Below are 21,902 nucleotides of genomic sequence, written 5' to 3' on the forward strand. Positions count from 1 at the left end.
GTCTTTTCACCATGATTTCTTCATATAGTATATCAAATAACATTTTAAGAGAAGAAGGTGAGTAGATGAAAAATACAAAAGCGATATTACAGGTTGCAGCTACTTATATTGGTACAATTGTAGGTGCAGGATTTGCAACAGGAAGAGAGGTTGTTCAATTCTTCTCTCAATATGGCATGATTGGACTCATTGGTATCCTCATTTGTGGATATTTATTTATATGGATTGGAATTAAAATCATGCTAATCGCCAAGCGGATACAAGCAAACTCCTATCAAGAGGTTAATGAATATTTATTTGGCGAACGAACAGGCAAATATGTGAATATTATTTTTATTATCATGCTCTTTGGTGTTACTTCCGTTATGCTCTCTGGGACTGGTGCGGTATTTCGTGAGCAGCTAGGTCTACCGGCTCAACTAGGTATCTTATTAACCCTTACACTCTGTTACGTAGCGGTTATTAAAGGGATGAAGGGCTTATTATTTGTGAACTCTCTTATTGTTCCCTTAATGATCATCTTTAGCCTGATTGTATTAACAGCCTTTCCAAGTGCAACAGAATTTTACGGTGAACAGACCAGTTTGTGGAAGGTTTTACTGAGTGCCATTGCCTATGCCTCCTATAATTTAGCTCTCTGTCAAGCCGTTCTTGTACCGTTAGGTCGTGATAGTGAAAATGAATCCGTTATCAGATGGGGAGGTTTTCTAGGGGGACTTGGGTTAACCTTTATCTTGATTACAAGCCACCTAGCTTTATTAACAATAGATAACATGACCGCCTATAGTATTCCAATGGCTGAAATTATCAAGACGATTGGTACAGTTTTACATATCATGTTTGTGTTCGTAATATACGGAGAAATCTACACAACATTAATAGGTAATGTGTATGGAATTTCCCGGAAGCTTTCAGGCTCTACTAAGCCCAAAAGGTCCATTACAATAGGAATTCTTATGACTTGTTACTTTATTAGCTTAATAGGCTTTGATTCATTAGTTCGTTACATGTATCCTATCTTTGGCTATATTGGATTTGTCATATTGCTTTCATTTATGTTGAAAAAGCTGCCTAATCCTAAATAGATGGTTACCAGGTACTTGACAAGTATATAGAGATATCATTATATTTCTAGTTAATAACATCATATTTAAGAGACGATGAGAAGGATTAGTAAAGTGATAGTGTCTTTTAAGAGAGGGAACTGTTTGGTGAAAGGTTCCTATTGACACCCATTTGAACCTGCCTTTGAGTTCTGTATTGAAAAATACACGCGGACAATTCCGTTATCCATGTAGAGAGTTTAAAGCCTTGCTTTATAAATAAGGGTGGTACCGCCAAGTAATTGGTCCCTTTTATAAAGTGGGCTTTTTTGTTTATCAAATGAGAATAAGAATATGAGGTGCTTGTACATGCAAAAGGATTTTGTAAGAGAAATAACGGCAATGGATGAAGATTTTGCACAGTGGTATACAGATGTAGTAAAGAAAGCAGATTTAGTCGATTACTCAAGTGTTCGAGGTTCCATGATTATTCGTCCTTACGGGTATGCTTTATGGGAGATGATTAAGGATGAATTGGATACCCAAATTAAAAAAACTGGGCATCAAAATGTGTATATGCCACTCTTCATTCCGGAGAGTCTTCTTCAAAGAGAAAAAGACCATATTGAAGGATTTGCCCCAGAAGTAGCTTGGGTGACACATGGTGGTTCGGAAGAGCTAACTGAACGACTTTGTGTCCGTCCAACCTCGGAAGTGCTGTTCTGTGAGCATTATAAAAACATTATTCACTCCTATCGTGATCTGCCAAAGCTCTACAATCAATGGGGAAATGTCGTAAGATGGGAAAAAACAACTCGTCCATTTCTTCGTACTTTAGAGTTTCTATGGCAAGAAGGTCATACGTGTCATGCAACAGATGAAGAGGCACATGAAGAGACAACAAAAATGCTGAATGTTTATGGTGATTTATTAGAGAATATTTTAGCGATTCCAGTTATTAAAGGCCAAAAAACAGAAAAAGAAAAATTTGCAGGAGCCAAATTCACCTATACAGTGGAAAGCCTAATGCATGATGGAAAAGCACTTCAATCCGGAACATCTCATCATTTTGGAGATGGCTTTGCAAAGGCATTTGGGATCCAATATACCGATAAAGAAGGAAAGCTCCAATATGTACATCAAACATCTTGGGGTTTAACCACCCGTGTGATTGGCGCAATGATTATGGTTCATGGTGATGATCGAGGCCTTGTCATTCCTCCAAAGGCAGCACCAATTCAAGTTATGATTGTTCCAGTTGCTCAGCATAAAGAAGGGGTATTAGATTTTGCGTATGACCTAAAAGAAACCATTTCAACATATGCTCGAGTTGATCTTGATGCAAGTGATAAAAAGCCAGGCTGGAAGTTTAACGAGTATGAAATGAAGGGAATTCCAATTCGATTAGAGGTAGGTCCGAAAGACATTGAAAAAGGTCAGGTTGTGCTCGCGCGTCGTGACACGGGAGAGAAAATCTTCACACCAATTGAAGATATCGAATCAGCCATAATAAAATTATTAGATGAAATCCAGCATAATCTTTATCAAAAAGCGCTGCAACTTCGTGAAGAGAAGACAACGAAAGCAATAAATATGAAGGAGTTTAAAGAAACGCTCGAAAAAAGATCAGGGTTTATTAAAGCAATGTGGTGTGGAGACCTAGAATGTGAAGAAAAAATTAAAGAAGAAACAGGAGCAACCTCTCGATGTATTCCTTTTGAACAAGAGGAAATAACAAAAGAGTGTGTGTGCTGCGGAAAAAAAGCGGAGTCCATGGTTTATTGGGCGAAAGCATATTAAAAAAGAACGAAAGCAGGGAGCTCCCTGCTTTTTACATTGTGAAAAGAAAGACGAAGAAATAATGTGACACCAACATATAAAAAACAAGGTAGCTGCTATTTCTAGGGCTTCTGGACGCCTTAATTTTTCTATTCATCTATTTGAATACGACTTTTTCTTCTTTGTCCTCTCGGGGCACGAATCTTTAAAACGCCATTTTGATAGGAAGCTTTTACTTGTTTCTCATTAACTGGATAGGGTAAATGAACGGTTCTTTCTAAACGGTTGTATGACCGTTCGCGACGATAATAGTTATGACTATCATATTTTTCTTCACTTTCCTCATTATGTTCAACAGAGATTTTCAACACATTTCCAACGATGTCTAGAAAGATTTGTTCTCGCTTAACTCCTGGGATTTCAGCATGTACGACTAACTCGTTTTTTGTTTCATATAGATCGATAGGAATACTACCTACGAATGAACGATGGAAGAACTCATCAATTGAATCCATGACTCCTTTCAATGGTTTTGCATTAAAAAAATCATCCATTGATTTCATGAAATGATTAATGGGTTCATGACGAAAAGGAGTCAAGTGTTGTGAGTTATTCTCTTGGTGTTTGTCTTCCTTATGTGCCATCTCAATAATCTCCTTTCAGGCTAATTTCCATCTTGTTTTCCTTTTAATGTTCAAGATATTATATATAATTATTTTATTGTCTTTAAAAAAATTGGTTATAGGGATAAATGCGGATTTTTTTGGAATTCATCCACATAAAGGGTTGAACAAGAGATATAGAAAAAATCAGGGGATATCCACAATTTTTTCAATATATCCAGAAAAAATCAGGATATATCCACAAAAAATTTAAGATATCCAGAAAAATGACCGATATATCGAGAAAACTTCAATTAGAAGGGGTGAAAGGTTATGAAACGGGTGGATTGTTTTAAATGTAAGCATTTTTATACAACTTGGGATGCCAGATTTCCAAGAGGCTGCAAGGCGTTTAACTTTAAAACACCACATTTACCTTCAGTATCTGTATTCCAATCTTCAGGGCAACCATGTATGAAATTTGAAAAGAAGCAGATAAGAGGTTAACAACGAAGGGAAAATCAAAAATGAGAAAAATAGTTCAAGAGTACCATCCTATAGTTTGGACGCTATTAGCAGGAACTGTGTTTGCAAGAGGCGCAAGCTTTGCGGCGATGCCTTTTCTAGCTTTATATTTATCTAAAACAACCGATATAAGCCCGATCCTTATAGGAATTACGATCGGGATTGGTCCCTTGACAGGAACGGTAGGAGGATTTGTTGGGGGACATTTATCAGATCGGTATGGACGGAAAATTGTCATGCTGTCGACAATTTTCGTTTGGGCGTCAGTGTTTATCGGTTTTGCTCTGTCTTCGCACGTGATAGCGTTTATGCTGTTAAATGCTCTAAATGGTTTATGCCGCTCATTCTTCGAGCCGACAAGTCAAGCTTTAATGTCGGACGTAACACCAAAGGATAGACGTCTGAAGGTATTTGCAATGAGATACACGGCCATTAATATTGGGGCTGCGGTTGGACCTTTATTAGGAGCGTATTTGGCCCTGGTTTCAGCTAATTTAACGTTCATTATTACGGGCTCGCTATATTTTGTATATGGCCTTGTTCTACTCCTATTATTGAATAAATATGAGACGAAAAATGTAAATGAAGGAAAAGCGGTTGTTACAATCAAAGCTGCTTTTACCGTGATACGTAAAGATGTTTCACTGCGTTACTTTCTACTCGGTGGAATTCTTGTGAACATCGGCTATTCTCAAATCGAATCATCCTTGCCTCAACATTTAGAGTCCATTATCCTAGATGGGGTTATTCTTTATTCTGTTTTGTTATCGATAAATGCGGTAACCGTTGTCATTTTGCAAATACCATTAAGCAAATGGGTTGAAAAGTGGAAAATTATGCATGTAATGATGCTTGGAGCGATTCTCTTTACGGCCGGATTTTTCGGTTTTGCGCTTTTTACAAATTGGACGGGCCTTATTGTAGCTATGATCGTAATAACCATTGGAGAAATATTTCTGTTTCCGTCAGGTAGTGTGTTTATTGATCGAATTGCACCAGAGGAGCTTAGAGGAACATATTTCGGTGCTGCGCAACTCCGCTCCATTGGTCATTCAACAGGTCCAATATTTGGTGGATGGGTATTAAGTCAATTTAATGGTCATGTGCTATTTTTAATTATTGGCTGTGTTGTTGCAAGTAGTATCGTATTTTATCATTATGGAAATGCACGCTATGAAAAGTCATTGATAGAGAGGCCGGTCGTATCGGTTTAATATAATAAATTGAAATATGAATAATGTGGTTTCCCTTACAGAAAATAATAGTATGACATGACAAAACTGAGGGGATAAAATTGAAAAAAAACCACATAATTCTTTGTTTCGTAATAGTAATGATGGTCTGTGTCTTATCCGAAAGTCATCCAGAGGCTTTTTCGAATCAAGTAATCCAAAGGGGAGCCGTGGGCGAAGATGTCATTGAGCTTCAATCACGCCTCCAATATATTGGGTTCTATAAAGGAAAGATAGATGGCGTTTTTGGCTGGGGAACCTATTGGGCATTAAGAAATTTCCAAAAAGAATTTGGATTGCGGTCAGTCGATGGTGTTGCTGGTACCAAAACGAAACAAGCACTTGAGAGGGTTACGAAATATAATAGGCCAAATGAGGGAGCTTCAGCCTCAAACATGCCAAAAGGTTATTCACAAAATGACATACAGTTAATGGCGAATGCTGTTTATGGAGAGGCACGAGGAGAGCCATATATTGGGCAAGTGGCAGTAGCGGCCGTCATTTTAAACCGTGTAAACAGCCCTACCTTTCCGAATACTGTCTCTGGTGTTATTTTTGAACCAAGAGCTTTTACCGCTGTTGCAGATGGTCAAATATGGCTAAAGCCGAACGAAACAGCAAAAAAAGCTGTCCTAGACGCCATTAACGGCTGGGATCCGTCTGGAAATGCAATTTACTACTTTAACCCAAATACCGCTACAAGTGGATGGATATGGTCACGGCCTCAGATAAAGAAAATTGGACAACATATTTTTTGTAAATAAAAAGCAGACCTTTGTGAAGGTCTGCTTTTCCTATTTATTATTTCCATGCGTTTGCAAGTGTAGGAATAACTAACAAATTTGCCGATTCTTCATCACGATATGTTGGATGAATATATACTGCCTTCATTCCAAGTTTTAGAGCAGGAGCAATTTCATTAATGAAGTTATCTCCAATTGATACAGCCTCATCAGCTTTCACGTTATATTGTTTTAATAACTTTTCAAAGTGTGAGGATGTTTGAGTTGGTTTCATCGCAGATGGCAGAATGTGTGTGAAAATTTTATCAAGTTCAAGCTCTCTTAAAAGTCGCCCTACATCATCAATATCACTGTTTGTACATAATACAATTTGTTTTGTTTCCTTTAATTCATTTAAAAACGGGATGAGCCCAGCTGTTTTAGTTAATTGAAATTGTTCGGTGACCATATACTCTTTAGTTTTATTGTAGTTAGTGTATGTATCTTTAACCCCATAATGTTTTGCTGCAGCAAAGGGGAGCCACCATCCATCTCCAATGGCAATCATGTTCTCAAAGTTAAACTGAAGCGGGTCCTTATATAAATCTTTCACATCCAAAGGATCTACAAGTGTACCATCCCAACCATGCACTTCCGTTACTTGCAATGTCATTGGATCTAATGTGAGTACATAGTCGCGCTCCACATCATAGGCCTTTCCAATCTTTACAATATGTGAGCCTTCCTTCATTTCTGCATAGTCTTGCTCAAATCTGGCTTGTAACTCTGGGCTGTTTAGCTCATCCTTCAAAAGTTGAGCATAATAATCAAAGTGATCAGTATCTTCATAGAGTGTCCCGTCTAAATCAAAAATGACTAATTTTGCTGCCTTTAAAAAAGATCTCATACAATAAGCTCCTTTTTCTTTTCAAGTATGTACATTATTTTTCCAGTATATCATCTACATGATACCACAGATGTTTGATTCTTATGAATCCATACGATAACATTAATACGACAAAGCTTTTGGGGAAGAGGGAAAGGAAAATGGATATACCATTGCAACGTATTTTAAAAAAGATTGAACATGAGATACAGTTATCCTTAAAGGAGAGCAACCAACATCAAATAAGAGATCATCTTTTATCCATCCGAACATTATGCAATATCGTTTTGGAGCAACCTATTGAGAAAAGTGAAGAAATGATAACTACATCAAAGGCAATTACACCTATGTTCACCAAAAAGAAAGAGCCCGTTGAAACAGAAGACGAGGATGGCAACGGAGAGTCTCTATTTGATTTCTAAGCTTCCATAAAGCGTTCTGTACAACATTACCAACCATAAAACAAGGGTGTCAAGGAAACAATGAGGGTACAGAGGCTTCGCTTTAGGAGGTGAAGATATGCCGCTAATAAACGGTTCTTATGGGGATATGTTTTTAGTTAATTTAACTCAACATGCTAATTCAAAGATATCGCATGATCGTTATGATGTTTATGTAAATGGTGATTTTGTAGGTCATAAAACATTACTGACGCAGACTGAGGATATAACCGATGTTAATGATTTCTTACACTCACAAGGCTATAATCGATATGAGGCGAGTCTTAACGGTGATCATTTTGAAATAAGGGCTGAAGATGAAACAGCAACTGACTTGGCTGAAGCTCTTCAAATATATTTACAAACAAGATAAATTAACCCGCCCTCATTTATGGGCGGGTTAATTTATCTAGAAGAAGAAATTCCTTTTGACATTGAACATTTTCTTTTGAGCCTGTTCAATCGTAACCTGCTTAAAATAAACGGTTCCAAACCTTGGCAGCTGAGCAAATCTAGGAATATCAACGGATATGATGGTTCCAATTCTAGGGTATCCTCCTGTTGTTTGTCGATCAGCTAGTAAAACAATCGGATGGCCGTTTGGGGGAATTTGAATAGCTCCAAATGGGATCGGATCAGAAGGTAACTGATTGGTATTTAGAAATTTTAGAGGCTGAGACGACTGTAATCGACTTCCCATCCGGTCCCCCTGCTTGAAGGTAAATGATTGATTTTCAAAATTTGTAATAGATTCACTTTCAAAGTATTGGAGATGAGGGCCAGGAATGTAGCGAATGGTTACGGTTTCAGGAAAATTACGGATATACCTGGTTGAAAGTCCACGATTTCGTTTTAAGACAGAGGGGCTACCATATATTAAGTCACCGTTATGTAAGGTAGAGCCAAGTTCAGCTTTTGTATAGGTTGAGAAACTACCCATACTTTGTTTAAGATCAAATCCACCTGAAACAGCTAGATAAGCATATACTCCTTCGATTGGCTTGCCAAAGTTTAGAATATCCCCTTTATGAGCGGTATACGTTTTCCACGTCCGTATGGGCACATCATTTAATGTTGGTGAAAGATTGGCACCACAGATGGCAAAAGTAGCCGAGGCAGTAAATAAAAGCATAGGCCCTACTAATGTCACCTCTAAAACAGCCGAATATAAAGGGTTACCCACTAATAAATTTGCCATATTAAATGAATAACGATCCATCGCACCAGAAGTAACAACACCATATTTTTGGTAGCCATAACGCCCTAAATCTTGGAAAGTTGTATATAAACAGGATTTCTTTATTTCAAAAATGGGTGTACTCATGATTGTTCCCCTAATCCTCTTATGATGATATCGTGGTCAATCAATGTTTTTCTAAGAGCAGAAGCAAGCTCTACAGAATTTTCATGGTCACCATGGATACAAAATGTATCGGCCTCAAGCGGAATCATCTTGCCAGATGCTGTCTTTACTTTTTTATGTATGATGATTGATAAAGCTTGATTTACAGATTCTTCAATACTATGGATGGTAGCAAAAGGCAAGCTTCTAGGAGTTAGCGTCCCGTCTTCTTGATAGGTTCTATCTACAAATGCTTCAATTGCATACGGCATGTTCAAATCAATACAAGCTTGAATAAGCTCACTGTTTGCTAGTCCGTATATAATAAGTGACGAATGAAACGATTTTGTCGCTTCTACAATGGCACGGGCTATGGACGGATCTGTCGCAGCCATATTATATAGAGCACCGTGTGGTTTCATATGGTTCAGAGGTACCTGGTGATAATCACAGAATGCCTTAATAGCACCTAATTGATAGAACATTAGACTTTTTACTTCATCAATATCTACTTTCATTTCTCTTCGGCCAAACCCGTGCAAATCATCAAAGCCTGGATGGGCTCCGATTTTAACCCTTTTCTTTTTTGCCTTTTTGATGGTAGCGTTCATAATCATTGGATCACCTGCATGAAAACCGCAAGCGATATTAGCACTTGAAATAAAGCTTAATAGTTCATCATCCTGCCCCATTTTATATAATCCAAATCCTTCGCCTAAGTCACAGTTAATATCTATTGTTATCATATCAACTTCCTCCGAATTCATTACTTGTGATTGGATAAAATCTGATGAGATCTCCTGGCTGTAAAAAAAAGGGATTATCTTGGTTTCTATTAAAAATAGAAATAGGTGTTTGCCCGATAATATTCCACCCACCAGGAGACGAGAATGGATAAATTCCGGTGAAGCTTCCTCCAATTCCAATAGCCCCTCTAGGCACAGAGGTTCTTGGTGTGGATTTACGTGGTGTATAGAGCCTCTCGTGTAAACCTGTTAAATAAGGAAAACCGGGTAAAAACCCCATGAAAGCAATTGAATAGGTAGGAGTACTGTGCATGGATACAAGTTTATGTATTGATATCTCATGCAATTGACTAACTTCTTCAATATCTAATCCAAAGGGAGGATCATAGCAAACTGGGAGCTCAATGACCTTTTGCATCTTTTTCTCTATATTAGTTTTTGATTCAAGTATTGGTTTAATAAGAGAGATCATTTCTTGATAAGAATAGAAAAGAGGATTGTAATAGACAGCTATGGTTTCAAACCCTGGAACAACCTCAGCAATTTTTCCACTAAGTATATCTGTCATCTTTTCAGTAAAGAAGTGAATGATCGGTATCATTTTTTCATGATGATTGTGATGAAATTGAATTAAAAGAGCCTCATCACCTATGGGTGCAAATGAAAAGGTAAACAAAAAGAAACCACCTCGATGTTTTCAGAACATTATAAATTTATCATAACACAGATCTTGATAGGTGCTAAGCGTTGTTTTTTTTTGAAAAGTAAGGTTATGATTAGAGTAACAAAATGAAAATAGGGTGATGGAATGAAGCTGTTTATTTTACTAGGAGCACTTAATGCATTTATCGCTGTAGCACTAGGAGCATTTGGAGCACATGGATTAGAAGGTAAACTTTCAGAGCGAATGCTAGAGGTTTGGAAGACAGGGGTTACCTATCATATGTTTCATGCTATAGGTTTAGTTATCATAGGACTTTTGATTGCAAAATTCCCAAATGTCCCATCCTTTACAGTAGCCGGATGGGCAATGTTTATCGGAATTATTCTCTTTTCTGGTAGCCTTTATGCATTAAGCACAACTGGCATCAAATTTTTTGGCCCCATTACACCGCTTGGCGGAGTAGCCTTTTTGATCGCTTGGGTATTTGTGATAATTGGAGCTTTACGTTATTTATAAAAGGGAAGTGACATCTCATTTTCTGTTGGTAGTAAATCAACATCCAAGGCGAACAGAGTCTATAAAAAAGCGGAGCGTCCGAAAAGACACTCCGCTTTTTGTACATTATTAAGAAAGTATAAAAGTTTTCAGCAAGAGAATGGGCTAGTGACTTGGAATCCAGCTCCAACACCCAGATACTCGAGGGAAAGAGAAAAATCACTTTTTCCTTGGTCAAATAACCCTAAATGAGTAAAAGAGGAAAGCATCCTTTTTTCTCATTTAGGAACATTTGCTCTGCCTTAGGCTAAACGGGGTGCGTGCACCTTTTGTTCATAATAATTACTTGTTGGTAATAAGTTTGATACGGAATAATCCTGTAGTATCAGTTTATCTTGGAGGATAAGCAGCAAGTTGTGATCCTGCACCTGGGTAATTTGGATATTCATACTCTAATTCCTCATCAAATGTAACATAATCTAAATAAACCATTAATAATAAGTATCGCATTCCTGTTTGTGGGTCACTTAAAATTAGATGGTCCCGACCAGCTGCCTCAACAATGCCAGTGAATGATTTCTGGTTGCGATCACCGAAAGTTAAATAGGCAGTAGCTAATTTCCCTTTGTTTAACCGTAATATGTTTTCAATATAGGATTCTTCTAGTGGTAGCATTCCAGGAACAAACTGAGCTGGGTTTTGGATACCCACATTTGGTGCTCCGGGAGATACAAGTGGACCACCTAAAGGAGTTGAATATAATGGGTTATAGCTACTTGGATCCGTATAGGCAGGTGTAGAACCATAACCAGTTGTAGCAGGTGCGGGATAACCTGGTGCCTGTGTCCCATAATACGCATATGGATTTGCTTGTGAATACTTTTGAGCCATAAAAAAAACCTCCCTAATTTCTAAAGTTTACCTATAAACATCAGGGCAATCAGCAGATGTAGGTTTGTAGAAGCAATGGGCCTTAAATCTACCAACATTCCACTGATTAAACCACTGAGGCGGGCAATTTGCCTCTGGGCGGAAAAACCATAGAGAGAATTCCGCTGGATGAAACCGCTCTCCTTTCAATACGCGTCGAGCAAGTTCAATATCAACATCCCTTGCCGCTTGGTAAAAGTAACCCTTTTGAGTTGCCTCAAACCCACCGGGACTTTGGTAGACCATCTTTCGAATGGAATCGATTTGTTTGAAATCCAGACAAGCTGCACGGGCACGGTTTACCCCTGTGTTACCTACCATCAACATTCCTAACTTACCATCTCCTTCGGCCTCGGCACGCATTAACCTCGCTAACAACTTAACATCCTCTTCGGTATGTCTGACAACAGCCATTTTCTCCACCTCTCTTGTTAATAGAAGCATTACTAGCAAATGGGCTAGGGCCGAAAATGGTGCGAATGATTATAGGTAGAATGAATTTCATAATCTGCTACTTGATACTATGTACGAGAAAAAAAGAATATGACAAAAAAAACTCCTTGCTTAATCAGCAAGGAATTTCTTTGTCATTACGAAAGTACATGTATGTATATGAACCATATACGTTATAGACCTGTTAATTTACATGTAAAAATTTTGATATTTTTTCGGTTGGAAGAATGTTACCAACGAAAAAAGTACCAAATTCTCCGAAACGAGCACTTACTTCGTCAAATCGCATTTCATAAACAAGCTTTTTAAATTGAAGTACATCGTCAGAAAATAACGTAACGCCCCATTCATAATCATCTAATCCAACAGAACCTGTAATGATTTGTTTTACTTTACCTGCATATTGTCTTCCAATCATTCCGTGACTTCTCATCATGCTACGGCGCTCTTCCATTGGAAGCATATACCAGTTGTCTTGACCTTGGCGGCGCTTATCCATTGGATAGAAACAAATGTGGTTTGCTTTTGGTAATGCTGGGTAAAGTCGTGCTAATATTTCAGGGTTTTGATAAGGATCTTCGCCAGCTGGAAGATAGTTACTTAACTCTACAACTGAAACGTATGAATATGTAGGAACGGTATATTCAGCTAATAGCGTTTTGTTAAATTCCAATTCCATTTCATTTAACTCTTCTAGTGTAGGACGAAGTAGCATTAACATAAAATCTGCTTTCTGACCGACTATTGAATACAATGCTTGGCTTCCAGCTTTTTTGGTTTCTGCCACGCCCCATTTTTCTAATAAGCCTTGAAATTCAGATATAGCTGCTTGTCTTTCATCACTACTTAACGTTTTCCAAGCTGTCCAATTCATAGCTCGGAATTCATGTAAGGAATACCAACCATCTAATGTTTGTGCTGCTTCCATATGTAACACTCCTTTATAAGCTCTATTATGTAATCCATTACTACTATAACATAGTTTGACCAACTCTATTATTCATAAACCCATATGATTCGTTTACAATTTTGTGTCATAGAGTGTTATTATTTTCTCGTATGGGAAGGATATAGTAGATTAGAATGAATAACGAAAAGCGTATACAAAATAGCAAGGAGGAAAGAACATTGACTAATTTGTTTACAACTTTAAAAGAGACTATAAAATCAAAAGATGTAAAAATTGTTTTTCCAGAAGGACTTGATGAAAGAATCATAACAGCAGCAAGTCGATTATCTAGCGAAAACGTACTGACTCCAATCTTACTAGGACGTGAAGAAGAGATTCTAGCAAAGGCGGAAACACTTGAATTATCACTAGATGGGGTAACGATTATGAGTCCGGCTAGTTATAAATATATAGAGGATGTTATCCAAGCATTTGTCGAAAGAAGAAAAGGAAAAGTTACGAGTGAGCAAGCAAAAGAAATTCTCCAGGATGAAAACTATTTTGGAACGATGCTCGTTTTTATGGGTAAGGCTGATGGACTTGTAAGCGGTGCGGTTCACTCTACTGCTGACACAGTAAGACCAGCTCTTCAGATAATAAAAACAAAAGATGGTATTAAAAAAACATCAGGTGTTTTTATCATGGTAAGAGAAGAGGAGAAGTATGTATTTGCTGATTGTGCCATTAATATATCTCCGGATAGCCAAGACTTAGCTGAAATTGCAGTAGAAAGCGCAAAAACAGCTAAGTTGTTCGGATTGGATCCAAGAGTTGCTATGCTTAGCTTTTCAACAAAGGGATCAGCAAACTCTCCAGAAACGGAAAAGGTATCAAAGGCCCTTCAAAGCGCAAAAGAAATGGATCCATCTTTAGTCATAGATGGTGAGTTTCAGTTTGATGCTGCATTTGTCCCGTCTGTTGCAGCCAAAAAAGCGCCTGATTCTATCATTCAAGGAGATGCCAATGTATTTATTTTTCCTAGCTTAGAGGCTGGGAATATCGGATATAAAATTGCACAGCGGCTCGGTAATTTTGAAGCGGTAGGCCCCATACTTCAAGGACTGAATAAGCCAGTGAATGATTTGTCACGAGGGTGTAATGCTGAGGATGTTTATAAGCTTGCCTTAATTACAGCTGGGCAATCGTTATAAATAAAGGAAGCACTTGGATCTTCATCGTCCAAGTGCTTTTTCGTTTCGTTCAATCATTCTAGAAAGGTTCTGTTCATAGATAAGAGCCTCTTCGTCTGATAAGTGAGAGTTTACTAGTGAACCACCATGGTGCTTAATTGCTAATAGAGTATTGAACATCAAATCAGGAATGGATAGATCCACCTGGAGCAATTCGGATAACGAAGCCATGGTATTAGGAACAATCGTAGGAAAGACAACTTTCGTTTCAGTTTTTTTAAGGCTTATACTATAAAAATCCTTTATTAATTGAGCACGATTTGAACCACTGTCTGTAACACATATATATATTTGTACGGCGACTCCCCCGCGTAAACGGCGTTGTGAAATCCCAGCAAATTTTTTACCTCTTATACTTAAATCATAGCTTCCTGGGCAATACGAACCTACAATCTCTCTTGCTTCAATAATAGCAGAATAAGGAGAAAGAACTGTCTTTATGAGGTCGACCATTGCGTCATAGCCACGATTAATATCAATACCTTTTTCTGTATCGGGAAAAATAACTGATAAATTTAAGACTCCTTCGTCTAATACAACGGCTAGTCCGCCTGAGTTTCGAACGATGGTATGAAAGCCTCTTGATTGAAGAAAGGATACACCTTCTGGTAAATGAGGTAATTTAGTATCCTGAATACCAAGAACTACAGTACGGTGATGAACCCATGATCGTAAGACAGGCAAGGAATCTCCTTTGCCAACAGAAGTACAAAGTGTATCATCCATTGCGAAGGATTGCTTTGCCTCAAATGAAGAGCCTAGAGAAGATTGATCAATCAGTCTCCATTGCTTTTGTTTTAATAGACTATCTTGCTGTAGCATGAATGGGCTCTCCTTCAAAATCAAATTCACTTCACTATTATATCATACTATTTGTTACACAAATCATCTCCAGATTTGATTTATTCTATTTAAGATATACCTAATTTGAAATATGGAGAAGTTAGATTTTTTACAAACTGTCCTAACGTTCAAATTGGTCAAAAGAAAAGCAATGGCAAAGGCCATTGCTTTCATTTTGAATGTGTTTATTCAGCTAATCTTTCTAGGTTTCCATTTCTGTCCATTTTAAATTTATTGGCAGGACGTTCTTCTTCCTCAAATAGCGCTAGCTTTCTTGCTCTGTTCATAATGTTCATTAAGGTCTGATAATCTTCTTCAATTGTTTTTGAATCGTTTTCTAATTGAATAATTTGTTTTTCTAATTCCTCGTTTTTAGTTAAAAGCTTTGAATTTTCGTTACGAAGCAGTTCATTTTCTTGTTGTAATCTTGATGTTTGATAGCGATCGCCACTCATAGAAGATAGGAACTGAATGACATCATCGATTGTTATCGTTGACGAACTTGTTTCTCTTTGCGTTTGCGTCTTATTTAAATTCGGATAAGTTACTGGCGCTTGTTCATGTTTTGTCTCTAGAATACTAGTTGGCTCAATAGCGGCTTCCGTTTTGCTAGTTTCAACAAAGGTCGGAGTTGGAGGTGAATATAGCAGCTGTTTTTTTGCTGGCTTTCCATCTCCGAGACTTCTAAGACGTTGTTTTCTTTGTTTTTTAGCTAAATCTAGGGCTTTTTCATATTGCTCTCTAACAACTGCATTCCACCTAAAGCCACAAGCAGAGGCGGTACGATTTAACTTATCTCCGACTTCTTCAAATGCGTTTAATTGTGTACTACCCTCTCTTACATGACGTAATACTGTTTCTGCTAGTAATAAATCATTTTCATCTGTCCAAGCATCTTGTCTTACCTTCATCACATTCATCTCCTATAATTAATATGGTATAAGAACATCGGCTCTATTTGGTGAACGACGACCAATATCCGAGTTTTGTTTACTAGAAGTATGGACAAGATTATTTACCTTTATACTTTTTTTTATAAGGATAGTAGATTACTATTGATAAATGTTTTAACAAAGAATTAGAAGCAGTATCACTTGCTTTTCTTATATAGTGTTAAATCTGTTTTCTTTTGAGAAAGAACATGTTTTCTAGGAGTTAGAAAAGTTCGTTAACTTGCATTGTATGTAGGTAGAAGGTAAAATACCGATAGTAATTAGTGAGAGAAAGGATTGTCTTCATGGCAAACGAATTTCGTATATGTGATGATTGCCAGGCAACCAATATCAAGACATTGGTACCGCGCCTGAAGAAAATAGATCCAAATGCTAGCATCGATATTGGGTGCCAATCCTACTGTGGACCTGGTCGAAAAAAATCGTTTGCATTTGTCAATAATCGTCCTGTTTCAGCACCAACTGAGGATGAGTTAATCGAAAAAATTGAAAAGAAGATTAAATAAAGACAAAGAAGTGGTAGCACTTCTTTGTCTTTATTTATGAGAATTTAAGCAAAACTAAAAATTTTTACTACGGAATGGTGCCCAGTAATTAAGGAGTATGTACACGTTGAAATATGGCGAAAATTGTAAAGAGGTGATAAAGGTGTTGAAAAAGACATTTTGCATACTTATTTTAATGGAGCTAGGTGTTTTTGCATGGCTATTTTTGGGAAAAGGTCAAGAAGAAGCTAAAACCGAAGATCCTGCTTATTCTATGTTACAAGTTGAAGAAGTGAATGACGTTAAGGCAGAAGAATCCAAGCAGCTAGCTGTATTTAATCTAGATGGATTATTAGGAATCGATCATCTAGAGGGCAATATTCTCTCAATTATTCCGGAAATGATTAAGGAATTCCAACAGTTTGCTGTCATTCAAAAAGAATTGGTGAATAGTGACATCTTAGAAGAATTAAGTCACTATCAATTATCTGATGTTGAAGGGACCATTGGAAATATAGATGTTGTATTGGAACTGCTCAAGCAATTACAAGAAGACTCCACTAACGATCCGCAAATATCTAAGCTTTATGAGTGGCTAGAGAAGGAGTTACAAGAAAATTCAAATTCTTGGAATCGTACATTAAATGGTGAAGACTCGTTCAAAGAAGAAAGAGTATATGATATTTATTAATGCCAGGACCTCACTTTTTTTGTGGGGGTTTTTTAAAAAAATTTCCGATTCTTTCTGTAACGGTTGAACCATAGAGCAATGCTTATTCTCCTCGTTGTTTGAAAATATTTTCCACTAGGATAGTTAGAAGAAACAACGTAAAATGTCAAAAGTCGGGTTTTTTTATCGAAAAAAAGAAGCTATAATAGATTTCATACACAGAAAATAGACTACATAGTTGCATATTAAATAGTTGGAAATTAGTAGGTTTACGCTTTAGTTTAAGTAGGTAGACGGAAGGGGTAATGGAATGACCTATCCCAATGGACAGTTAAGTGAAGAAAAGGTATTTAAAGATCCTGTTCATCGCTATATTCATGTGCGTGATAAACTAATATGGGATTTAATTGGAACACCTGAGTTCCAAAGACTTAGGAGAATTCGGCAATTAGGCACTACGTACCTAACCTTTCATGGTGCAGAGCATAGTCGATTTAACCATTCTCTAGGGGTATATGAAATCATCAGGCGTATTATTGATGACGTTTTTAAAGATCGAGAGCATTGGGATAATGGAGAACGTCTACTTTGTCTTTGTGCTGCACTTTTGCATGATTTGGGGCATGGACCCTTTTCACATTCCTTTGAGAAAGTCTTCCATTTAGACCATGAGGATTTTACAAGAGCGATTATTTTAGGAGATACAGAAATTAATAAAGTACTACGTCTGATGGGGAAAGATTTCCCTAAAAAAGTGGCAGAGGTAATCGCGAAAACGTACGAAAATAAACTAGTTGTTAGTTTAATCTCAAGTCAAATTGATGCTGATCGAATGGACTACTTACAGCGTGATGCCTATTTTACCGGTGTTAGCTATGGTCATTTTGATATGGAACGAATTTTACGTGTAATGAGGCCAAGGGAAGATCAAGTGGTCATTAAACACAGTGGAATGCATGCGGTTGAAGACTATATCATGAGCCGATATCAAATGTATTGGCAGGTTTATTTCCACCCTGTTTCAAGAAGTGCTGAAGTCATTTTGACGAAGATCTTACATCGTGCAAAACACTTGCATGAAGAAAACTTTCCATTTAAAACGCAACCAGAACACTTCTATTCACTTTTCAAAGAAGAGATCAATGTAAAAGACTACTTAAAGCTAGATGAATCTGTCATCCTCTATTATTTCCAAACTTGGATGGAAGAGGAAGACGATATTTTAGCAGACCTTTGTCGCCGTTTTGTGAATCGAAACCTGTTTCAGTATGTTGAGTTTAATCCTCACTTGCAAATGCAACAATGGATGGAATTGATACAGCTATTTAAAAAAGCAGGGATAGACCCAGACTATTACTTAGTGTTAGATTCTTCCTCGGATTTACCATATGATTTTTATAGACCAGGTGAAGAGGAAGAACGTCTTCCCATTCATTTGTTAATGCCTAGCGGGGAATTACGTGAACTTTCAAGAGAATCAGAGATAGTCGAAGCAGTATCTGGAAAGCGTAGAACGGATCATAAGCTGTACTTCCCACAGGATTTAATAGAGGATGTTTCCACTAGAAAGAAAGTTAAGGAACAAATCCAAGAAATATTAAAAAAATCATACTAAAGATAATAGGATTTTAGATCAGAAACAAGAATCTTTAATCTAGTACAAAGACATAGATACAGATAAATAAATCAGATTTTTTTGAGGAGTTAGGAGATGAGGGTGGCTTGTTAAAGGATCATGTAAAAGTATTAAAGGTATTCTCAGAAGCTGGAGAAGTGATCGGACGAAAAAAACTTCAAAAGATGATATATATTGCAAAAAAATTAAACTTCCCATTTTATGAGCGTTATGACTTTCATTTTTATGGGCCTTATTCAGAGGAATTAACGCTTAGGGTTGAGGAGCTTTGTAATTTAGGGTTTGTAGAGGAAGTGAAAGAGAAAAAAGGTGGTTATAACCAATATCGCTACTTACTAACGGAGATTGGAGAGCAGTTTTTAGCTCAATCCGAAACAGATCTACCACCATTTAACGGCTGTATGGTAGAAATGAACGACCAAAGTTCTCGTTTCTTAGAGCTTGTTTCAACCGTGCTCTATTTTGAAGGTTTAGACAAGGAAGAAGTAAAGGAAAAGGTCTTCACCTTGAAAAGTAAACAGCGCTATACGGAGGAAGAAATAGAAGAGGCATACCAGTATATAGAAAAGCTGAGAAATAAAGTAACTCACTAATAGTGACAGAGAAGCACTAATAAGGTGGACTCGGAAAATCAGCAGACATGATTTCTGGATTGATGAAAGAAATAAATGCCGATTCTTCCATTTGCAATGGACGATATGGTGTTAGGATCTAAAAGACGTACAAAATGAATAAAAAAGCCTGTTGATGTATCATCAACAGGCTTTTAGTTATTATATACTGATATTATTCGTCACTCAGTCTCTTTCCACCAACAGCATAATGGTTTTTACTCATTTCCTCAATGAAAACAACAATTTTTTCAGCCGGTGCCCCAGTCGTTTCAGCAACAGCAGCGGTTACCTTCTCAGCTAAGAGCTTTTTTTGTTCTTCACTTCGACCTTCAAGCATTTTGACTGTAACATATGGCATATGTATTCCTCACTTTCACATTCTAAGTTACGAAGTAGATATAGTATACTAGTGTTAGAGTGAAACTTCAATCAGTGGTGGGTTTTTATCACTGATTGTTAGTAGAACCAATCGGGTGATTACAGGCGCTTAGCCCCCGGTATGCACCAGCAGCTAATTAATGAAGCTAAGGGCCTTCCTCGTAAGGGAAAGTAAGAGAGGGCTTAGCGCCAGTTAGAGCGGGATAAGCTGAAACTTCAATCAGTGGAGGGTTTTTACAACTGATTGTTCGTTGGGACCGACTGGATGAAGGTCACACAGACGTTGCCACAGAAGCGGCGGTTTTAGTCTGTGTTCATTTGCCGAGGTTCTGATTCGTAAGTTAGGATTTCCCTAAATTAAATGAATAAGGAGACAATAATGGAACAGTTTTTAGCCTTTTCATTAGAAGAATTCCCCTATGTATTAATTACATTACTAATTGCTTTTTCTGTACATGAATTTGCGCATGCTTTTGTTGCATACAAGTTTGGTGACTCAACAGCGAAGAATCAGGGGAGATTGACTTTATCCCCTTTAAAGCACTTAGATCCAGTTGGTACAATTGCATTGTTTTTACTTGGATTTGGGTGGGCGAGACCTGTTCCAGTCAATCGATTCTTTTTTAAAAATCCCAGGTTAGCAGGTGTATTGGTTTCAATTGCAGGACCGATGAGTAATTTTATACTTGCTTTCTTAGCGTTTGTGATTTGGTTTAGTCTAGAAGCATTGGGTGTCACAGACGGATTTTCAATCGGTATGATAGAAATGATAAGTCAGTTCTTTAATATTTTTATTTCACTTAATATCGTATTATTTGTGTTTAATTTACTACCTTTTCCACCATTGGATGGATACCGAATAGTTGAAGACCTTTCACCACCATCAGTAAGAGCTAGATTAACCCAATATGAAAATTATGGTGTCATCATTTTCTTGATTTTAGTCATTACACCGCTTGATCAATACACGATTCATCCCATTTTCCATACAGTCGTTCCATTTTTTGGTGATTTGTTATATAAGCTAGCATCTCCTATTTTGTGGATGGGGAATTAAGATATATTAAAAGAAATCACATTAACATAATAGGATTGCTTTTCAGTTGTAAATGAAAGCTAGACTAGGAGTGTGAAATCATGTCTGTTTTGAGAAGGAAACATCTATATCATTTCGAGGATCTAGAAAGTGAAGCGGCAAAAGCCATGGATCCCCATCCGTTTAGTTACGTTCAAAGTGGAGCAGGGCATGAAGAGACCTTGCAGGATAACACGCGAGATTTTAGAAAGTGGAAAATTAGGCCGAAGTTTTTAAATGATGTTTCAAAACGGGACTTATCCATTTCCATATTTGGGGAGACGTTTGACACTCCCTATTTCCTGGCTCCAATTGGAAACCTTGGTATTGTACATCCTGAGGCGGAGCTAGCTGTAGCAAGAGCCGCTAAACGATTTAATTTGCCTTATATAGCAAGTACGGTTACCACTTTTTCACTTGAAGAAATTGCAAAAGAGCTTGGCACAAATCCCAGATGGTTTCAGTTATATTGCAGTCAAGACCGCAATATAACTCAAAGTTTTATCCAAAGAGCTGAGCTAGCAGGGTATACAGCTATTGTCGTTACAATTGATACTCCGACAGCAGGATGGAGGACAGCTGATTTATCCAATCAATATTTTCCTTTAAAGCTCGGAACAGCCTCTGGAAACTACTTTGCAGATCCTGTTTTTCGATCATCTCTTATACAACCTCCAGAAAAAGATTTTGATACTGCCATCGAAAAGCAAATGGATGTATTCTTTTCCCCGTCCTTTACGTGGGAGGATATACAATTTATTCAAAATGTCACAAAGCTACCTGTCCTTTTGAAAGGAATTTTGCACCCAATTGATGCTCAGAAGGCTATGGAATACGGAGTAGATGGAATTGTGGTGTCAAATCACGGGGGAAGACAACTAGATGGATGTATTTCAACCATTGCTGCTTTGCCTGAAATAATAGAAGTGATACAGGGGAAAATTCCTGTGTTGTTTGATAGTGGAATTAGAAAGGGAGCAGATGCCTTTAAGGCATTAGCACTTGGAGCAGATGCCGTACTTCTTGGCCGTCCATATGTGTATGGTCTTGCTGTAAATGGTGAAGAGGGTGTTTCAGAAGTGCTTGGGCACTTTATTCAGGATTTAGATGTTTCCTTAGCAACAGCAGGAGTAGCTTCCGTTAATTCTCTCAATCGTTCCTTACTAGTCAAAGTATAATAAAAAAGTGTCCATTTCTTGAACTTAGGTCCTTTTGTTAGATAAAATGGAATAAATAAGAGGAGGTCGCAT

General features: G+C 37.5%; 25 protein-coding genes and 1 other annotated feature. Of the genes, 14 read left to right on the forward strand and 11 right to left on the reverse strand.

Features of this window, described 5'->3' with window-relative positions:
- Positions 1-65 precede the first annotated feature (65 nt).
- Both ACFSCX_RS00840 and proS read left to right on the forward strand, forming a co-directional pair.
- Positions 66-1,085: a YkvI family membrane protein gene (locus ACFSCX_RS00840; RefSeq protein ID WP_377926184.1), complete on the forward strand. Its 1,020-nt coding sequence runs from the start codon at positions 66-68 to the stop codon at positions 1,083-1,085.
- A gap of 66 nt (positions 1,086-1,151) precedes the next feature.
- Positions 1,152-1,357 (forward strand) — a binding site (T-box leader).
- A gap of 55 nt (positions 1,358-1,412) precedes the next feature.
- Positions 1,413-2,843, forward strand: coding sequence for a proline--tRNA ligase (gene proS / locus ACFSCX_RS00845; RefSeq protein WP_377926185.1), 1,431 nt, complete (start codon positions 1,413-1,415; stop codon positions 2,841-2,843).
- A 128-nt stretch (positions 2,844-2,971) separates the two neighbouring features.
- Here proS and ACFSCX_RS00850 read toward each other — a convergent pair whose 3' ends face one another.
- Positions 2,972-3,466 (reverse strand): Hsp20/alpha crystallin family protein, encoded by a 495-nt coding sequence (locus tag ACFSCX_RS00850; protein WP_377926186.1) that lies wholly within the window; start codon positions 3,464-3,466, stop codon positions 2,972-2,974.
- Positions 3,467-3,951: 485 nt separating this feature from the next.
- Here ACFSCX_RS00850 and ACFSCX_RS00855 point away from each other — a divergent pair, with 485 nt between their 5' ends.
- The gene (locus tag ACFSCX_RS00855) at positions 3,952-5,163 is read left to right on the forward strand and encodes an MDR family MFS transporter (RefSeq protein ID WP_377926187.1); all 1,212 of its coding nucleotides are present in this window, start codon (positions 3,952-3,954) and stop codon (positions 5,161-5,163) included.
- Between the two features lie 122 nt (positions 5,164-5,285).
- A complete protein-coding gene (sleB, locus tag ACFSCX_RS00860) occupies positions 5,286-5,945 on the forward strand; it encodes a spore cortex-lytic enzyme (RefSeq protein WP_377926318.1) in 660 nt (219 codons plus the stop codon).
- A 37-nt stretch (positions 5,946-5,982) separates the two neighbouring features.
- On the opposite strand, the gene ACFSCX_RS00865 is transcribed toward sleB, so the two are convergent.
- Complete coding sequence (locus ACFSCX_RS00865; RefSeq protein ID WP_377926189.1) at positions 5,983-6,810, reverse strand: HAD family hydrolase; 828 nt, start codon at positions 6,808-6,810, stop codon at positions 5,983-5,985.
- A 140-nt stretch (positions 6,811-6,950) separates the two neighbouring features.
- Between ACFSCX_RS00865 and ACFSCX_RS00870 the strand changes: the two genes are divergently transcribed.
- Both ACFSCX_RS00870 and ACFSCX_RS00875 read left to right on the forward strand, forming a co-directional pair.
- On the forward strand, positions 6,951-7,211 hold the full coding sequence (locus tag ACFSCX_RS00870; protein ID WP_377926190.1) for a YwdI family protein: 261 nt from the start codon (positions 6,951-6,953) through the stop codon (positions 7,209-7,211).
- Between the two features lie 97 nt (positions 7,212-7,308).
- Positions 7,309-7,602: a hypothetical protein gene (locus tag ACFSCX_RS00875; protein WP_377926191.1), complete on the forward strand. Its 294-nt coding sequence runs from the start codon at positions 7,309-7,311 to the stop codon at positions 7,600-7,602.
- A gap of 36 nt (positions 7,603-7,638) precedes the next feature.
- Here ACFSCX_RS00875 and ACFSCX_RS00880 read toward each other — a convergent pair whose 3' ends face one another.
- Genes ACFSCX_RS00880 through pxpB form a run of 3 tightly spaced genes read right to left on the reverse strand, consistent with a single transcriptional unit; the run spans position 7,639 to position 9,993 of the window.
- A complete protein-coding gene (locus ACFSCX_RS00880; RefSeq protein ID WP_377926192.1) occupies positions 7,639-8,553 on the reverse strand; it encodes a 5-oxoprolinase subunit C family protein in 915 nt (304 codons plus the stop codon).
- The gene (locus ACFSCX_RS00885; RefSeq protein WP_377926193.1) at positions 8,550-9,317 is read right to left on the reverse strand and encodes a 5-oxoprolinase subunit PxpA; all 768 of its coding nucleotides are present in this window, start codon (positions 9,315-9,317) and stop codon (positions 8,550-8,552) included. The genes ACFSCX_RS00880 and ACFSCX_RS00885 overlap by 4 nt, the downstream gene beginning before the upstream one ends.
- Position 9,318: 1 nt before the next feature.
- Entirely contained in the window at positions 9,319-9,993 is a 675-nt protein-coding gene (gene pxpB, locus ACFSCX_RS00890; protein WP_377926194.1) for a 5-oxoprolinase subunit PxpB, read from the reverse strand.
- Between the two features lie 132 nt (positions 9,994-10,125).
- Here pxpB and ACFSCX_RS00895 point away from each other — a divergent pair, with 132 nt between their 5' ends.
- Positions 10,126-10,497 carry a DUF423 domain-containing protein gene (locus tag ACFSCX_RS00895; RefSeq protein WP_377926195.1) on the forward strand — a complete coding sequence of 124 codons (372 nt, stop codon included), beginning with the start codon at positions 10,126-10,128 and terminating at the stop codon, positions 10,495-10,497.
- A gap of 369 nt (positions 10,498-10,866) precedes the next feature.
- Here ACFSCX_RS00895 and gerQ read toward each other — a convergent pair whose 3' ends face one another.
- The 3 genes from gerQ to hemQ form a co-directional block, all read right to left on the reverse strand.
- A complete protein-coding gene (gene gerQ, locus ACFSCX_RS00900; protein WP_377926196.1) occupies positions 10,867-11,367 on the reverse strand; it encodes a spore coat protein GerQ in 501 nt (166 codons plus the stop codon).
- A gap of 27 nt (positions 11,368-11,394) precedes the next feature.
- Complete coding sequence (locus tag ACFSCX_RS00905; protein WP_377926319.1) at positions 11,395-11,820, reverse strand: cell wall hydrolase; 426 nt, start codon at positions 11,818-11,820, stop codon at positions 11,395-11,397.
- A 223-nt stretch (positions 11,821-12,043) separates the two neighbouring features.
- Positions 12,044-12,787 (reverse strand): hydrogen peroxide-dependent heme synthase, encoded by a 744-nt coding sequence (gene hemQ / locus ACFSCX_RS00910; protein WP_377926197.1) that lies wholly within the window; start codon positions 12,785-12,787, stop codon positions 12,044-12,046.
- Between the two features lie 200 nt (positions 12,788-12,987).
- On the opposite strand from hemQ, the gene pta reads away from it, so the two are divergent.
- Complete coding sequence (pta, locus tag ACFSCX_RS00915) at positions 12,988-13,959, forward strand: phosphate acetyltransferase (RefSeq protein ID WP_377926198.1); 972 nt, start codon at positions 12,988-12,990, stop codon at positions 13,957-13,959.
- A 21-nt stretch (positions 13,960-13,980) separates the two neighbouring features.
- Here the strand turns inward: pta and lipL are convergent, their stop codons facing one another.
- Positions 13,981-14,820: an octanoyl-[GcvH]:protein N-octanoyltransferase gene (lipL, locus tag ACFSCX_RS00920; RefSeq protein WP_377926199.1), complete on the reverse strand. Its 840-nt coding sequence runs from the start codon at positions 14,818-14,820 to the stop codon at positions 13,981-13,983.
- A 206-nt stretch (positions 14,821-15,026) separates the two neighbouring features.
- Positions 15,027-15,752 carry an RsfA family transcriptional regulator gene (locus ACFSCX_RS00925; protein WP_377926200.1) on the reverse strand — a complete coding sequence of 242 codons (726 nt, stop codon included), beginning with the start codon at positions 15,750-15,752 and terminating at the stop codon, positions 15,027-15,029.
- A gap of 326 nt (positions 15,753-16,078) precedes the next feature.
- On the opposite strand from ACFSCX_RS00925, the gene ACFSCX_RS00930 reads away from it, so the two are divergent.
- The 4 genes from ACFSCX_RS00930 to ACFSCX_RS00945 all read left to right on the forward strand — a co-directional run bounded on the left by ACFSCX_RS00930 (position 16,079) and on the right by ACFSCX_RS00945 (position 19,178).
- Complete coding sequence (locus tag ACFSCX_RS00930; protein WP_377926202.1) at positions 16,079-16,300, forward strand: YuzB family protein; 222 nt, start codon at positions 16,079-16,081, stop codon at positions 16,298-16,300.
- A 106-nt stretch (positions 16,301-16,406) separates the two neighbouring features.
- The gene (locus ACFSCX_RS00935) at positions 16,407-16,970 is read left to right on the forward strand and encodes a hypothetical protein (protein WP_377926203.1); all 564 of its coding nucleotides are present in this window, start codon (positions 16,407-16,409) and stop codon (positions 16,968-16,970) included.
- A gap of 289 nt (positions 16,971-17,259) precedes the next feature.
- Positions 17,260-18,564, forward strand: coding sequence for an HD domain-containing protein (locus tag ACFSCX_RS00940; RefSeq protein ID WP_377926204.1), 1,305 nt, complete (start codon positions 17,260-17,262; stop codon positions 18,562-18,564).
- Positions 18,565-18,671: 107 nt separating this feature from the next.
- Positions 18,672-19,178, forward strand: a complete 507-nt coding sequence (locus tag ACFSCX_RS00945) for a YwgA family protein (RefSeq protein WP_377926205.1) — start codon at positions 18,672-18,674, stop codon at positions 19,176-19,178.
- 193 nt (positions 19,179-19,371) lie between these two features.
- On the opposite strand, the gene ACFSCX_RS00950 is transcribed toward ACFSCX_RS00945, so the two are convergent.
- Positions 19,372-19,557 (reverse strand): 2-hydroxymuconate tautomerase, encoded by a 186-nt coding sequence (locus ACFSCX_RS00950; RefSeq protein WP_377926206.1) that lies wholly within the window; start codon positions 19,555-19,557, stop codon positions 19,372-19,374.
- Between the two features lie 399 nt (positions 19,558-19,956).
- On the opposite strand from ACFSCX_RS00950, the gene ACFSCX_RS00955 reads away from it, so the two are divergent.
- Both ACFSCX_RS00955 and ACFSCX_RS00960 read left to right on the forward strand, forming a co-directional pair.
- On the forward strand, positions 19,957-20,634 hold the full coding sequence (locus ACFSCX_RS00955) for a site-2 protease family protein (RefSeq protein WP_377926207.1): 678 nt from the start codon (positions 19,957-19,959) through the stop codon (positions 20,632-20,634).
- Between the two features lie 80 nt (positions 20,635-20,714).
- On the forward strand, positions 20,715-21,830 hold the full coding sequence (locus ACFSCX_RS00960; protein WP_377926208.1) for an alpha-hydroxy-acid oxidizing protein: 1,116 nt from the start codon (positions 20,715-20,717) through the stop codon (positions 21,828-21,830).
- Positions 21,831-21,902: the final 72 nt, after the last annotated feature.

The organism is Bacillus salitolerans, from assembly GCF_042680805.1.
GTDB lineage: Bacteria > Bacillota > Bacilli > Bacillales > SA4 > Bacillus_CJ > Bacillus_CJ salitolerans.

What these genes read in the sequence shown, in the direction of transcription:
- sleB (WP_377926318.1), top strand. Translation starts at nt 5,286, where the DNA reads ATGGTCTGTGTCTTATCCGAAAGTCATCCAGAGGCTTTTTCGAATCAA.
- ACFSCX_RS00905 (WP_377926319.1), bottom strand. Translation starts at nt 11,820, where the DNA reads ATGGCTGTTGTCAGACATACCGAAGAGGATGTTAAGTTGTTAGCGAGG.
- ACFSCX_RS00880 (WP_377926192.1), bottom strand. Translation starts at nt 8,553, where the DNA reads ATGAGTACACCCATTTTTGAAATAAAGAAATCCTGTTTATATACAACT.
- ACFSCX_RS00955 (WP_377926207.1), top strand. Translation starts at nt 19,957, where the DNA reads ATGGAACAGTTTTTAGCCTTTTCATTAGAAGAATTCCCCTATGTATTA.
- ACFSCX_RS00840 (WP_377926184.1), top strand. Translation starts at nt 66, where the DNA reads ATGAAAAATACAAAAGCGATATTACAGGTTGCAGCTACTTATATTGGT.
- ACFSCX_RS00940 (WP_377926204.1), top strand. Translation starts at nt 17,260, where the DNA reads ATGACCTATCCCAATGGACAGTTAAGTGAAGAAAAGGTATTTAAAGAT.
- ACFSCX_RS00960 (WP_377926208.1), top strand. Translation starts at nt 20,715, where the DNA reads ATGTCTGTTTTGAGAAGGAAACATCTATATCATTTCGAGGATCTAGAA.
- lipL (WP_377926199.1), bottom strand. Translation starts at nt 14,820, where the DNA reads ATGCTACAGCAAGATAGTCTATTAAAACAAAAGCAATGGAGACTGATT.
- ACFSCX_RS00950 (WP_377926206.1), bottom strand. Translation starts at nt 19,557, where the DNA reads ATGCCATATGTTACAGTCAAAATGCTTGAAGGTCGAAGTGAAGAACAA.
- ACFSCX_RS00855 (WP_377926187.1), top strand. Translation starts at nt 3,952, where the DNA reads ATGAGAAAAATAGTTCAAGAGTACCATCCTATAGTTTGGACGCTATTA.
- ACFSCX_RS00850 (WP_377926186.1), bottom strand. Translation starts at nt 3,466, where the DNA reads ATGGCACATAAGGAAGACAAACACCAAGAGAATAACTCACAACACTTG.
- ACFSCX_RS00885 (WP_377926193.1), bottom strand. Translation starts at nt 9,317, where the DNA reads ATGATAACAATAGATATTAACTGTGACTTAGGCGAAGGATTTGGATTA.
- ACFSCX_RS00865 (WP_377926189.1), bottom strand. Translation starts at nt 6,810, where the DNA reads ATGAGATCTTTTTTAAAGGCAGCAAAATTAGTCATTTTTGATTTAGAC.
- ACFSCX_RS00930 (WP_377926202.1), top strand. Translation starts at nt 16,079, where the DNA reads ATGGCAAACGAATTTCGTATATGTGATGATTGCCAGGCAACCAATATC.
- ACFSCX_RS00925 (WP_377926200.1), bottom strand. Translation starts at nt 15,752, where the DNA reads ATGAAGGTAAGACAAGATGCTTGGACAGATGAAAATGATTTATTACTA.
- gerQ (WP_377926196.1), bottom strand. Translation starts at nt 11,367, where the DNA reads ATGGCTCAAAAGTATTCACAAGCAAATCCATATGCGTATTATGGGACA.
- proS (WP_377926185.1), top strand. Translation starts at nt 1,413, where the DNA reads ATGCAAAAGGATTTTGTAAGAGAAATAACGGCAATGGATGAAGATTTT.
- ACFSCX_RS00870 (WP_377926190.1), top strand. Translation starts at nt 6,951, where the DNA reads ATGGATATACCATTGCAACGTATTTTAAAAAAGATTGAACATGAGATA.
- ACFSCX_RS00895 (WP_377926195.1), top strand. Translation starts at nt 10,126, where the DNA reads ATGAAGCTGTTTATTTTACTAGGAGCACTTAATGCATTTATCGCTGTA.
- ACFSCX_RS00875 (WP_377926191.1), top strand. Translation starts at nt 7,309, where the DNA reads ATGCCGCTAATAAACGGTTCTTATGGGGATATGTTTTTAGTTAATTTA.
- hemQ (WP_377926197.1), bottom strand. Translation starts at nt 12,787, where the DNA reads ATGGAAGCAGCACAAACATTAGATGGTTGGTATTCCTTACATGAATTC.